A 12,440-nucleotide genomic window follows, 5' to 3' on the forward strand; every position below is an offset into this window, starting at 1 on the left:
CTGAGACAACGTTAATACTTTTTGTGAACATTTGATATTTTAAGTAATCAAGAACCGAAGTTCTTGGCACCTTCATCAAACGCCCACACTTATCGACTGTTAATTTTTAAAGATCAGAATTCGGTGTTGCTTCATCTGTCGCTTGCTTCGAATCGTTGTGTTCGTCAGCAGCAGAGGAATGAGATTATGCCGGTGCTGCTGAGCTTCGTCAACACCTTATTTTTCAGTTTTGTGACAAAACGGCCGCAGCGGCGTCGTTTCGGATGAAGTCGATGAAGGCCCTAAGCGGCGCCGGCACCAGCCTGCGGCCCGAGTAATACAGATAGGGGCCGGAGAACTGCGGCCACCACGGCTGCAGCACGGGTTGCAGCAACCCGCGCTCGACATACGGCGCCAGCCAGTCCTCGAACAGGTAGATCACCCCCAGGCCCTGCACGGCCGAATCGATCGCCAGGTCCAGCGCCCCACCCACCTGCACCAGTAACTGCCCGTTCGGCTCGATGGTCACCGTCTCGCCGCCACGCTCGAACGTCCAGTGGATCATGGCGCCGCTGGCAAAGCGCGCCCGGATACAGGCACCTGGCGCCAGCTCACGCGGATGCGCGGGCATCCCGTGACGCGCCAGCCAGGCGGGAGACGCCGCGGCCGCCATGCGCTGGATGCGTGGGCCGATCGGCACCGCGATCATGTCCTGTTCAAGCCGCTCTTCGTAGCGGATGCCGGCATCGCAGCCCGCCGCGAGCACGTCAACAAAACTCTCCTCGGCCACCACTTCCAGCCGAATCTCCGGATACCGTGCAAGAAAAGCCGGCACGATCGACGGCAGTACCAGGCGCGCCGCACTCATCGAGACATTCAGGCGCAATGTGCCGGTAGGGGTGTCGCGAAAGCCATTGACCACATCCAGGGCGCTATCGATCTCGCTCCATACCGGATCGAGGCGTGCAAGCAGGCTGTTGCCGGCCTCGGTCGGCACCACGCTGCGCGTGGTCCGGTTGAGCAGGCGCACGCCCAGGCGCGCTTCGAGGCGCCGGACTGCCTCGCTCAGTCCGGAAGCGCTGCCGTCGGTAACCCGCGCCGCTTCCCGAAAACCACCAGCCCGCGCCACCGCGACAAAGGCGGACAAATCTCCCAATTCAATTTTCATTGTTCGTTTTTTCGTACAGCTCGTGTGGATTTCGCCCGATTGTCACACAGGTCGTCGCGAATTATCTTGATTATTCCAACCAACAAGGAGCGACACCATGTCCACCACGATCGACCAAGCCAGCACCTATTCCCTTGGCAACCGCACCGTCCGCCGCCTCGGCTATGGCGCCATGCAACTGGCCGGCCCGCAAGTGTATGGCCCGCCAAAAGATCCAGACGCGGCGCGGGCAGTGCTGCGCGAGGCCATCGAGCTCGGCGTGAACCACATCGACACCTCGGATTACTATGGCCCGCACATCACCAACCAGCTGATCCGCGAAGCGCTGCACCCTTACCGCGACGACCTGGTCATCGTCACCAAGGTCGGCGCCCGCCGTGGCGAAGACGCCAGCTGGTTGCCCGCCTTCTCGGCACAAGAACTGGAACAGGCCGTGCACGACAACCTGCGCAACCTGGGCCTGGAGACACTGGACGTGGTCAACCTGCGCGCCATGTTCGATCCGTTCAAGCCGGCCGAGGGCTCGCTCGAAGCGCAGCTCGAGGCCCTGGCCGGGCTGCGCCAGCGCGGCCTGGTCCGCCATATCGGCCTGAGCAATGTCACGCTCCAGCAGGTAAAAGAGGCGCAAAAGATCGTGCCGATCGCCTGCGTACAGAATATGTACAACCTGGTCCATCGCCATGACGACGGGCTGATCGATGCGCTGGCTGCCGAAGGTATCCCCTACGTGCCGTTCTTCCCGCTCGGCGGCTTCTCGCCCCTGCAGTCGGACGCCCTGTCCGCGGTCGCGGCGCAGCTCGGGGCAACGCCCATGCAGGTCGCGATCGCCTGGCTGCTGCGGCGCTCGCCGAACATCCTCCTGATCCCCGGCACCTCGTCGCCCGTCCACCTGCGCGAGAACCTGGCCGCGGCCAGGCTCCAACTGCCGCAGGACGCGCTGGCCCAGCTGGAAGCGATCGCTACTCCCGCAAGGTGAGCGTGGTGTAATTCGGATCGGCCCGGATTCGCTCTTGCGTAAAGGGAAGGCTTGGCCACTCCTTGCGCGAATACGCCATGGTCTGGTCCGCATACCAGGGCGACTTGGGGTCGGTCGACTGGCTATACGTCAGCATGGCCTGAGCAACTGGGCCTTGCCCGTCGAACGTGACGGTCTGGATATAACTCTGTCCCCAGTGCGCGCCAACATAGCCCTGCGCCGTCAATCCACTGCGCATCGTCAGCGAACCGTAGGTTCCTTCCTGATTGCCATTGCCCCCATGCAAAGGGATGCGCACGCCATTGCGCGGTTCGACCTGGTAATCGCCCAGCCGGCCGTCAAAAGGCACACCGAGCGACTGCAGCTTGTCCGCCGCGCTGCGCAGCGCCGCCAGCATCCCCGGCATCGCCGCCGGCGCCACCCCGGACGGTGTATGCACCGGATCCGCCGGATCGAAGGGCACCGCCCATTTGTTGGGAAGCGCCGACGCCACGCTCCAGAACTCGCGGAACAGCACCGCCCCACGGCTGTCGAGATCGGCGCGCCGGTCCCAGCCTTGCAGCGCGGTACAGGCCCGGCTCACCAAGGCGTCGCTGGCACCGGCACAGGCCGCCAGCAATTCCGGCAGCACCAGCTCGGCCGCATAGACCCGGTTCGAGAACGCCAGCGCCTGCATATCACCCAGGTTCAGCTTGCCACGTTCGGCCAGCACATCCTCGACCTGGCGGAATCCGATCCGCGTGCGCAGGCTCTGCTCCGCATTGGTCCGCCCATACAGCGGCGAATAGCCCAGCGGCGCCGGTCCGGTCAGCAAGGCCCTGGGATTGGTCAGCCAGTAACTGTCATTCGAATTGCCAACGTAATCGGTGCGCATCATCCACGGCGCCGTGGCCGGTGAATAAATGCCGGGTGGCGCACCCGGATCCTGCCCCCAGCCACAGCTGCTGCGCGAGCCGTCGAACAGCAGCGCCGCCTGCAAAAGCAGGCAACCGTTGACGAACTTGTCCGCATTCATATGTGGCACCACGCTGGCATCCGCATACAAGGTATTGCCCTCGCGGTCGGCCGCGATCGTATTCACCCACGGCAAGCCCACCACCTTGTCGAGCGAGTCCTTCAGCGCGCGCACGCTGACGGCGGTGCCGATGCCCAGCCATTGCTCGAGCATCCGCGTGTTGTAGCGGTTCGGATCGGCCAGCACATAGGCCGCCTCGGCGGTCCACGTCATGCCCGCCGCCGGCCGGCTGATGACGGCGCCCTGGTGGCTAAAATAAAACGTCTTGCTGCGCCGGCCGACCAGGCCGTCGGGCAGCAGCGCGTCGACGTGGACCGTCTTCGACGTCATCTTGCGCCGCTCGCCGTCATACAAATAGGTGGTGCCGCTGGCATCGGCGCGGTCCAGCGCCAGCCGGAAGGTGGTGAAGTGATAGGCGAACGTCACCGTGTGGCTCCACGCCACGTCGCGATTGAAGCCGATGACGACGGCCGGCACGCCGCCGATGATCACGCCCATCGCGTCATAGCGCCCCGGCACGGTCAGGTGGGCCTGGTAGAAGCGGTCGGTCGTGGTCCAGGGGTAATGCGGATTTCCCAGCAACAAACCGCGGCCATTGGTGGACAAGTCCTTGCCGACCGCCAGCGCATTGCTGCCGAAGCCTTGGCGGTTGAGCTGGTCCAGCTGCGCCACCAGCGACGAGGCATCGATCTTGCGCGGCGCCCGCCTGGCCAGGCTCACGCTCGCACCGGGAACCCGCCCCGCTGCGACAAAATCCCTGGCGAAGGCCTGGCCCGATGCATGCAGCGCCTTTTCCGCCACCACCATATACATATCGTCGAGCGTCATCGGCCGCACCCACTTGGCGTCGGCGCAGGCCGCCGGCAGCTTGCCGGCCGCATCCTTCAGGTAGCGGTTATAGCCCTCGACAAAGCCTTCGAGCAAATCGCGCGGCTCGCGTGACCCTGCGGCATAGTTGGCGCGCAATTGCTCGATATCGAGATAGCCCTTGAAGAAGAAGTCGCTCTCTTCATTGTTCAAGTCCATGAAACCACTGCCGCCGCCATATTCGTCGCCGCTGCGCTGCCGTGGCCGCGCATCGGCGCCGAAGAACAGCGAACGCTCGCCGCGCACGGTCAGCAGGGAATCGGCGAACATGCAGACATTGTCCTGGGCATAAGCATACGCGAGCCCGTATCCAAGGCTGTGGAAGTTGTCGGCGCGCACATGCGGCACGCCATGCGTCGTACGCGCGACCTCGACCTGTACCCGCGCCGCGGGTTCGGGCGGTGGCACTGGCGCCGGATCGTCGTCGCTGCTACTGCAGGCGCCCAGCGCCAGCGCGCACATCGAGGCAAGAAGAAACCGGAGCGCAGGAACAGGACGTGTCATGGGGCGCTTTCTGCGGCCACGGCCGCGAACGGGACGACAGGCTAAAGATGCAATTACTTTAACTCTGAAATAGTGCCCGCACGCTATTGCCCGCACTCGATATCGCAAAATCGGACAATCTTGAACATCGCCTGTGTTTTTTTAGCGCAGCCAGAAAGCAAAAAAGCCCACCAGACACCTGGTGGGCTTTCTCTCTATTGAATAGCCTGACGATAAACTACTTTCACACTGGTTGCAGCACTATCATCGTCGCAATGTCGTTTCACGGTCCTGTTCGGGATGGGAAGGGGTGGTACCGACTTGCTATGGTCATCAGGCATAACTTGCTGGAAAACTGTTCCTCTACTGGGCAACAGGCTTCCTGAATTCCGGCGTGCATTCTAACAAGCAATCCGGCCGAGCGCCAGCGCTATCGTCGACCGGACCACAAAAACACCTCGCCCAGCGGCTTCTATATAGAGGCAAGTGCTTGTAATCACAGTAAAATACCGCCTTTCCCGCCGCCGCCCTCCTGTTCCCGCCATGACGATCCTGCTCTCGACCCTCAACGCCCGCTACACGCACGCCTCGCTCGGCCTGCGCTACTTGCTGGCCAATATGGGCCCCCTGCAAGAGCAGACGACGATCCAGGAATTCGTCATCGGCGCCAAGACCACCGACCTGGTCGAGCGCATCCTGGCGCACGCGCCGCGCATCGTGGGCTTCGGCGTCTATATCTGGAATGTGGAAGAGACCACCCGCCTGGTGGCCTTGCTCAAGCGCGTGGCGCCGCAGCTCGTCGTCATCCTGGGCGGCCCCGAAGTCTCGCACGAGACGGGCGAGCAAGAGATCGTGAAGCTGGCCGACTACGTCGTTACCGGCTGGGGCGACGTCACCTTCCCCAAGCTGTGCCGCGAGATCCTGGAGGGCCCCAAGCCGATCATGAAGATCCATGCCGGCGTGCAGCCGCCGATGGAAGACATCGTCCTGCCCTACTCTTTATATAGCGAAGAAGACATCGCCCATCGCACCCTGTACGTGGAAGCCTCGCGCGGCTGCCCGTTCAAGTGCGAATTCTGCCTGTCCTCGCTCGACAAGACCGCCTGGCCCTTCCCGCTCGACGCCTTCCTGGCCGAGATGGAGGCGATGCATGCCAAGGGTGCGAGGCTGTTCAAGTTCGTCGACCGCACCTTTAACCTGAACGTCAAGACCAGCCTGCGCATCATGCAGTTCTTCCTCGATAAGATCGAGGCGAACCCGGACGATCCGCTGTATGCCCACTTCGAGCTGGTGCCCGACCACCTGCCGGAGGCACTGAAAGAGACGATCGCCAAATTCCCGGCCGGCGCGCTGCAGTTCGAGATCGGCATCCAGAGCTTCAATCCGGAAGTGCAGTCCCTGGTCAGCCGCCGCCAGAACAACGAGAAGGCGGCCGAGAACATCCGCTGGCTGACGCAGCACTCCACCGCCCACCTGCACGTCGACCTGATCGCCGGCCTGCCGGGCGAGGACGTGGCCAGCTTCGCGCGCGGCTTCGACCAGCTGGTGGGCCTGGGCGCCGAAGAGATCCAGTTCGGCATCCTCAAGCGCCTGCGCGGCACGCCGATCATCCGCCATACCCAGGAATTCGGCATGGTCTACGATCCCTACCCGCCCTACACCGTGCTGGCGACCAGTAAAATCGACTTCGCCACCATGCAACGCCTGGTGCGCTTTGCGCGCTACTGGGACCTGGTGGCCAACTCGGGCCGCTTTGCCAACACCATCCCGGTACTGCTGGGCGATACGCCGTTCGACAACTTCATGGCCTTCTCGGACTGGATCTACGCCCACACCGACGCCACGCACCGGATTGCGCTGGACCGCCTGGCCAAGCTGGTGGCCCAGTGGCTGCAGGTGCGCGGCATGGATGCGGGCGAGGCTGCGGCGCTGCTGGCCAGCGACTATGCCGGCAAGGTCGATGCGCCGGGCCGCCTCGTGAAGCAGCCGGTGGATATGCCAAAAGCGGTAGCCCCGGCGCGCCAGGTGCGTCACCTGGCTGCGTGACGGGACGGGCACGGCAAACCCGGGCAAGCACGCAAGAGGATCGCGGCTGGCAACACTCACGATTCTCTTTTACACTGGCGCAATGCGGATTGAAAATGCGCCAACATTAACCATTCAACAGTCCGGCCAGGGAGCCGGCCAATCCGTCATTGCCCAGGGCGTGTGGCAAGTCCACGGCCTGTCGCAGCGCGGTGTCCTCAAGGGCCTCACGCGCCAGCTGGCCGGCCTGAAGGACAAGGGTGCCTGCGAGTGGGACCTGTCGGGCATCGAGACCCTCGACCACATCGGCGCCCAGATGTTCTGGAATACCTGGAACAAAGAGCGGCCCAAGCGCCTCAAGCTCGACCCGCGCCAGGAAGACCTGTTCAAGCGCATCGAAGAGGCCAGCCACATCAAGCTGCCGCGCCACCGGACCAGCCCCTTCCATTGGGTGATCAAGCTGGGCGCCGGCATCCTCGATTTCTTCGAACACCTGCGCAGCTTCATCGGCCTGATCGGGATCGTGATCCAGGACCTGGGCCGCTTCGTGCGGCGCCCGCAAACCGGGCCGTGGCGCGAGATCTCGGCCAATATCTATCACTCCGGGTTCCAGGCGCTGGGCATCACGGCCATCGTAGGCTTCCTGATCGGGATCGTGCTGTCCTACCTGTCATCGCAGCAGTTGCGCATGTTCGGCGGCGACGCCTATCTGGTCAACATCCTTGGCATGGCGGTGATCCGCGAACTGGGCCCGCTGCTGGCCGCGATCCTGGTCGCCGGCCGTTCCGGCTCCTCGATCACCGCCCAACTGGGCGTGATGCGGGTGACCGAGGAACTCGATGCCATGCTGGTGATGGGCGTCTCGCACGGCTACCGCCTGATCATGCCCAAGGTGATCGCGCTGGCGATCTCGATGCCGCTGCTGGTGGTCTGGACCGACGCCATGGCCCTCTTGGGCGGCATGGTCTCGGCCAAGATCGAGATGGGCATGTCGTTCCGCTATTTCTTGCAGAAGCTGCCGGACGCGGTGCCCTTCGTGAACTACACCATCGGCCTGCTCAAGGGCGCGACCTTCGGGGTGCTGATCGCGCTGATCGCCTGCCATTACGGCCTGCGCATCAAGCCGAACACCGAAAGCCTGGGCCGCGGCACCACCACCTCGGTGGTCACCGCGATCACGGTGGTGATCCTGGCCGACGCGGTGTACGCCATCATCTTCAGCGGGACGGGCTTTTAAATGCCAGATTCGAAACAGCCCCGCAAGCAGGAACTGAACCTGCGCCCCGACGAGGAAGTCGGCGCGCCGGTGGTCCAGATCCGCAAGCTGTGGACCAGGTTCGGGCGCACCGTGGTGCACCAGGACCTGAACCTCGAGATCTACGCCGGCGAAATCCTGACCATCGTCGGCGGCTCGGGCACCGGCAAGACCGTGCTGCTGCGCCAGATGCTAGGCCTTGAGCGGCCGTCGCAGGGCAGCGTGCACGTGTTCGGCGAGGACATCAGCGCGGCCCCGCCCGAACAGCTGCAGCGCATGCGCAACCACTGGGGCATGCTGTTCCAGCAGGGCGCCCTGTATTCGGCGCTGAGCGTGTTCGACAACATCGCCCTGCCGATGCGCGAGCTGCGTTCCCTGCCCGAGGACGTGATCCGCGACGCGGTGCTGCTCAAGATGAATATGGTGGGCCTTGGCCCCGAACACGCCAACAAGATGCCGGCCGACCTGTCGGGCGGGATGGTCAAGCGCGCCGCGCTGGCGCGCGCGCTGGCCCTCGAGCCGCAGCTGCTGTTCCTCGACGAGCCGACGGCGGGCCTGGACCCCGACCTGTCGGACGCCTTCGTCACCCTGATCCAGACCCTGCACCGCGAACTGAAGCTCACGGTGGTGATGGTCACGCACGACCTGGACACCCTGTTCGCGCTGTCTTCGCGCATCGCGGTGCTGGCCGAGAAGCATGTGCTGGCGGTAGGGCCGTCGTGCGACGTGCTGCAGGTCGAGCACCCCTTCATCAAACACTTTTTCCTGGGCCCGCGCGGCCAGCGAGCGCTCGAAGTGCTCGACGAGCGCCACGCCCAGCATGAATCGGAGAATCGATAGTTATGGAAAACAGGTCGCATGCCCTGATGACCGGGATCTTCACGCTCGCGCTGCTGGTGGCCACCGTCTTGATCGGCCTCTGGTTCAACCGCGACAAGACCGAGCTGGTGCCCTACGAGATCGTCACCACCCAGTCGATCCCCGGCCTGAACCCGCAAGCCACGGTGCGCTACCGCGGCCTGGAGATCGGCCGCGTCGACGAGATCATCTTCGACCCGCGCGTCACCGGCCAGATCCTGATCAGGCTGTCGGTGGACGCCGCCTCGCCGATCACCAGCACCACCTACGCCACCCTCGGCTACCAGGGCGTGACCGGCATCGCCTTCATCCAGCTCGACGACGAGCGCACCGGTTCGCCGCGCCTGCAGACGGGTGCAGATCGTACTGCCCGCATCCCGCTGCGTCCGGGCCTGCTCGACCAGCTCGAAGACCGCGGCCTGGCGATCCTCGAGAAGGCCGAGAAGGTCACCGCCAGCCTCGACGAGCTGCTCAACGACGAGAACCGCGGCAAGATCATCGGCGCCTTCGAGAGCGTCGACCGCGCCGCCGAGGCTTATGCCGCCATTCCGCAGCGCCTCGATCCGGTGCTCGACCAGTTGCCGGCCCTGGTGAACAAGGTCGACCGCAGCATGGATTCGATCGACACCCTGGCCAGCAGCGCCACCTCGATGACCCGCAACTACGACCAGCTGGCGACCCGCCTGCAGGCGCCGGACGGCCCGATCGAGCGCCTGAACACGACCATCGGCGCGCTCGGCGCCGCCACCAGCGAACTGGAACTGGAAACCCTGCCGCACGTCGTGCGGATGACCGACGAAGCGCGCGCCTCGCTGCGCGCGGTGCGGCGCACCGCCAATTCGTTCTCCGACCGCCCGCAAAGCATCCTGTTCGGCACGCCGGGCGATGCCCCCGGCCCCGGCGAGCCGGGCTTCGTGCCCCCGACCAAATAAGGACCATCGTGAATCGTCACACCTTCCGCTTACCCGCCTCCTCCACCTCGGCCGTCATCGCCGCCGTTGCCTGTGCACTGCTGCTGGCCGGCTGCGGCAGCCAGGAACGCGCGCAGAACACCGTCTACGACTTCGGCGCGCCGTCGCTGCGGCCATTCACTCCGGCAACGCCGCCCGCCTCGCCCCTGGCGATCGTGGTGATGGACGTCACCGGCCCCAGTGGCCTCGACACCGAGCGCATGTTCTACCGCCTGAACTATGCGGATGCCCAGCAGGCGCGCACCTATGCCAGCAGCCGCTGGAGCGCCACCCCGGTCGCCCTGGTCACCACCCGCATCAAGACCCGCCTGTCGCAGGCGCACATGAAGGTGCTGTCGGCCACCGACGCCGCCAACGGCATCCCGATCCTGCGCATCGAGATCGACGATTTCGTGCACGCCTTCCAGAGCGAAGGCCAGAGCGAAGGCCGGATCATGCTGCGCGCCTCGGTGTTTACCGAACACCGCCTGGTCGACCAGCGCAGCTTCGAGCGCAGCACGCCGGCATCGAGCCAGGACGCGGCCGGCGGCGCGGCGGCGCTGGCGGCCAGCACCGACCAGCTGTCCGACGACATCGGCGCCTGGCTCGCCGCCCTGGACCTGCAAGGCAAATGACCGAAGCGGAAGTCACGGCAGAAGTAGCGGCCGGCCGCTCGCGCGGCTCGCCGATCGTGCGCGCCGCGCTGCTGGCCTACCTGCTCCTGATCGTCTACGCCAGCTGGTTCCCGTTCACCGGCTGGCGCGACAGCGGCATCTCGCCGCTGGCCTTCCTCAACCTCGTCAAGCAGCGCTACTGGACCGGCTTCGACGCCGGCGTCAACATCGTCGGCTACATCCCGTTCGGCATGCTGCTGGTGCTGGCGATGTATCCGCGCGTGCGCAGCGTGTGGGCGGTGCTGCTGGCCACGCTCGCCGGGCTGCTCACCACTGGCACGATGGAAGCGGTGCAGACCTACCTGCCCAGCCGCGTGCCGTCGAACCTCGACTTCGTCACCAATGCCGGCGGCTGCTTCCTCGGCGCCATCTTCGGCGCGCTGTGGGCCCCAGGCCTGCTCGACCGCAGCCGCCTGTTCAAGCTGCGCCAGCGCTGGTTCGCGCCGCACGCCAGCCAGGGCCTGGTGCTGGTGGCCATGTGGCCGCTGGCCCAGATCTACCCGCAAAGCTATTTGTTCGGCCATGGCCAGGTGCTGCCGATCCTGTCCGGCTGGCTGTCGTCCTGGTTCGACACCGAGATCGACCTGGTGGCCCTGCTGCGCCCCGGCGACGACATCATGAGCGTGGAGCAGTACTGGCTGTCCGAAACCATCATTACCGCCTGCGGCATGACCGGCGCGGCGCTGACCCTGATGTGCCTGGTGCGCCGCGGCGCGCCGCGCTTCTGGCTGATGCTGGCGCTGCTGGCCAGCGCACTGGTGGTGAAGGCTTTCTCGAGTTCGCTGCTGTTCCGGCCCGATAACGCCCTGGTCTGGGTCACGCCCGGCGCCGAAGGCGGCTTCCTGATCGGCCTGATCATGCTGTCCGGCCTGGTGTTCGCGCCGCAGGTGGCCCAACGCCGGCTGGCGGTCGTGACCCTGATCCTGGCCCTGGTCGTGGTCAATACGATTCCGGTGAACCCGTATTTCTCATCGACCCTGCAGGGCTGGGTGCAAGGCAAGTTCCTCAACTTCAATGGGGCGGCCGAGGGCCTGGCGCTGGCCTGGCCCTTCGTCGCCCTCTGGTTCCTGCTGCTGCCCTCGCATAAACTGAATCGGTAGCAGGTATCATGGCGTTTTGGCGCGATGCCATGCCACTCTTTCCAACGAGAACGACATGAACGACCCTGTGAACGAAGAACAGTTTTACAAGCATCATGTATTTTTCTGCATGAACGAACGCGAAGGCAAGGATGCGCGCCCGAGCTGCGGCAAGTGCGGCGCCGAGAAGGCGCAGAAGCATGCCAAGAAGCGCATCAAGGAACTGGAACTGAGCGGCCAGGGCAAGGTGCGCATCAACCAGTCCGGCTGCCTCGACCGCTGCGAGGAAGGCCCGGTGCTCGTGGTCTACCCCGAAGGCACCTGGTATACCTATGTCGACAATGACGACATCGACGACATCATCGATACCCACCTGGTCGGCGGCAAGGTCGTCGACCGCCTCAAGATCTGACCGACAACAAGGCCCATGAATATCCATTCGCACAAATTTGAACTCGACGGCCCCGCCGGCAAGATGCAGTGCCTGCTCGACCTGCCTGAAGGCGAGCCGCGAGGCGTCGCCCTGGTCGCCCACCCGCATCCGCTGTATGGCGGCACCATGGAGAACAAGGTGGCCCAGACCCTGGCGCGCACCTTCGTGACGCTGGGCTATGCGGCGGCCCGCTTCAATTTTCGTGGCGTGGGCGAATCCGAAGGCGTGCACGACGAGGGCCGCGGTGAGGTCGACGACATGGCCGTCATGTATGCCCACATGCGCGAGAAATACCCGAACCTGCCGATCACGCTCACCGGTTTCTCGTTCGGCACCTTCGTGCAGGCGCAATTCGCACTGCGCCTGGCGGCCGAGGGCCAGCCGGCCGAGCGCCTGGTGCTGGTCGGCACCGCGGCGGGCAAGTGGCCGATGCCGCAGGTGCCTGAAGACACGATCCTGATCCATGGCGAACTGGACGATACTATTACCCTGCAGGAAGTTTTCGAGTGGGCACGGCCGCTCGACCTGCCCGTGACCGTCATTACGGGCGCCGACCACTTCTTCCATCGCAAGCTCGGCCACATTAAAAATCTCGTGATTCAACTGTGGCGACGTGACATTTAGTCGTCACACTCCCCTATAATAAATCCCTTCTCTTGAGGCAATGCCTTACTGGCA

General features: G+C 64.5%; 11 protein-coding genes and 1 rRNA gene. 9 read left to right on the forward strand and 3 right to left on the reverse strand.

Annotation, left to right across the window (positions count from 1 at the left end; translation table 11 throughout):
• Nucleotides 1–223 precede the first annotated feature (223 nt).
• The gene (locus tag E8M83_RS08795; protein ID WP_137172992.1) at nucleotides 224–1,147 is read right to left on the reverse strand and encodes a LysR family transcriptional regulator; all 924 of its coding nucleotides are present in this window, start codon (nucleotides 1,145–1,147) and stop codon (nucleotides 224–226) included.
• Nucleotides 1,148–1,244: 97 nt separating this feature from the next.
• On the opposite strand from E8M83_RS08795, the gene E8M83_RS08800 reads away from it, so the two are divergent.
• The gene (locus E8M83_RS08800; RefSeq protein WP_137172993.1) at nucleotides 1,245–2,123 is read left to right on the forward strand and encodes an aldo/keto reductase family oxidoreductase; all 879 of its coding nucleotides are present in this window, start codon (nucleotides 1,245–1,247) and stop codon (nucleotides 2,121–2,123) included.
• On the opposite strand, the gene E8M83_RS08805 is transcribed toward E8M83_RS08800, so the two are convergent.
• Together E8M83_RS08805 and rrf are read right to left on the reverse strand one after the other, a co-directional pair.
• Nucleotides 2,107–4,509 (reverse strand): penicillin acylase family protein, encoded by a 2,403-nt coding sequence (locus E8M83_RS08805; protein WP_229491462.1) that lies wholly within the window; start codon nucleotides 4,507–4,509, stop codon nucleotides 2,107–2,109. The two genes, E8M83_RS08800 and E8M83_RS08805, sit on opposite strands and share 17 nt — an antisense overlap.
• Before the next feature lie 204 nt (nucleotides 4,510–4,713).
• Nucleotides 4,714–4,826, reverse strand: a 5S ribosomal RNA gene (gene rrf, locus E8M83_RS08810).
• Nucleotides 4,827–5,031: 205 nt separating this feature from the next.
• On the opposite strand from rrf, the gene E8M83_RS08815 reads away from it, so the two are divergent.
• The 8 genes from E8M83_RS08815 (at nucleotide 5,032) to E8M83_RS08850 (ending at nucleotide 12,386) form a co-directional block, all read left to right on the forward strand.
• Nucleotides 5,032–6,534 carry a B12-binding domain-containing radical SAM protein gene (locus tag E8M83_RS08815; protein WP_137172994.1) on the forward strand — a complete coding sequence of 501 codons (1,503 nt, stop codon included), beginning with the start codon at nucleotides 5,032–5,034 and terminating at the stop codon, nucleotides 6,532–6,534.
• Nucleotides 6,535–6,616: 82 nt separating this feature from the next.
• Nucleotides 6,617–7,750: an ABC transporter permease gene (locus E8M83_RS08820; protein ID WP_137172995.1), complete on the forward strand. Its 1,134-nt coding sequence runs from the start codon at nucleotides 6,617–6,619 to the stop codon at nucleotides 7,748–7,750.
• Nucleotides 7,751–8,608: an ABC transporter ATP-binding protein gene (locus E8M83_RS08825; RefSeq protein ID WP_137172996.1), complete on the forward strand. Its 858-nt coding sequence runs from the start codon at nucleotides 7,751–7,753 to the stop codon at nucleotides 8,606–8,608.
• A 2-nt stretch (nucleotides 8,609–8,610) separates the two neighbouring features.
• Nucleotides 8,611–9,558, forward strand: coding sequence for an MlaD family protein (locus tag E8M83_RS08830; protein WP_137172997.1), 948 nt, complete (start codon nucleotides 8,611–8,613; stop codon nucleotides 9,556–9,558).
• A gap of 8 nt (nucleotides 9,559–9,566) precedes the next feature.
• Nucleotides 9,567–10,211: an ABC-type transport auxiliary lipoprotein family protein gene (locus E8M83_RS08835; protein WP_229491463.1), complete on the forward strand. Its 645-nt coding sequence runs from the start codon at nucleotides 9,567–9,569 to the stop codon at nucleotides 10,209–10,211.
• Nucleotides 10,208–11,350, forward strand: coding sequence for a VanZ family protein (locus E8M83_RS08840; RefSeq protein ID WP_137172998.1), 1,143 nt, complete (start codon nucleotides 10,208–10,210; stop codon nucleotides 11,348–11,350). The genes E8M83_RS08835 and E8M83_RS08840 overlap by 4 nt, the downstream gene beginning before the upstream one ends.
• 55 nt (nucleotides 11,351–11,405) lie before the next feature.
• The gene (locus E8M83_RS08845; RefSeq protein WP_170976738.1) at nucleotides 11,406–11,741 is read left to right on the forward strand and encodes a ferredoxin; all 336 of its coding nucleotides are present in this window, start codon (nucleotides 11,406–11,408) and stop codon (nucleotides 11,739–11,741) included.
• A gap of 15 nt (nucleotides 11,742–11,756) precedes the next feature.
• Nucleotides 11,757–12,386 carry an alpha/beta hydrolase gene (locus E8M83_RS08850; protein WP_137172999.1) on the forward strand — a complete coding sequence of 210 codons (630 nt, stop codon included), beginning with the start codon at nucleotides 11,757–11,759 and terminating at the stop codon, nucleotides 12,384–12,386.
• Nucleotides 12,387–12,440: the final 54 nt, after the last annotated feature.

Source organism: Massilia sp. HP4 (genome assembly GCF_005222695.1).
In the GTDB taxonomy this organism is placed as follows: domain Bacteria; phylum Pseudomonadota; class Gammaproteobacteria; order Burkholderiales; family Burkholderiaceae_D; genus Telluria.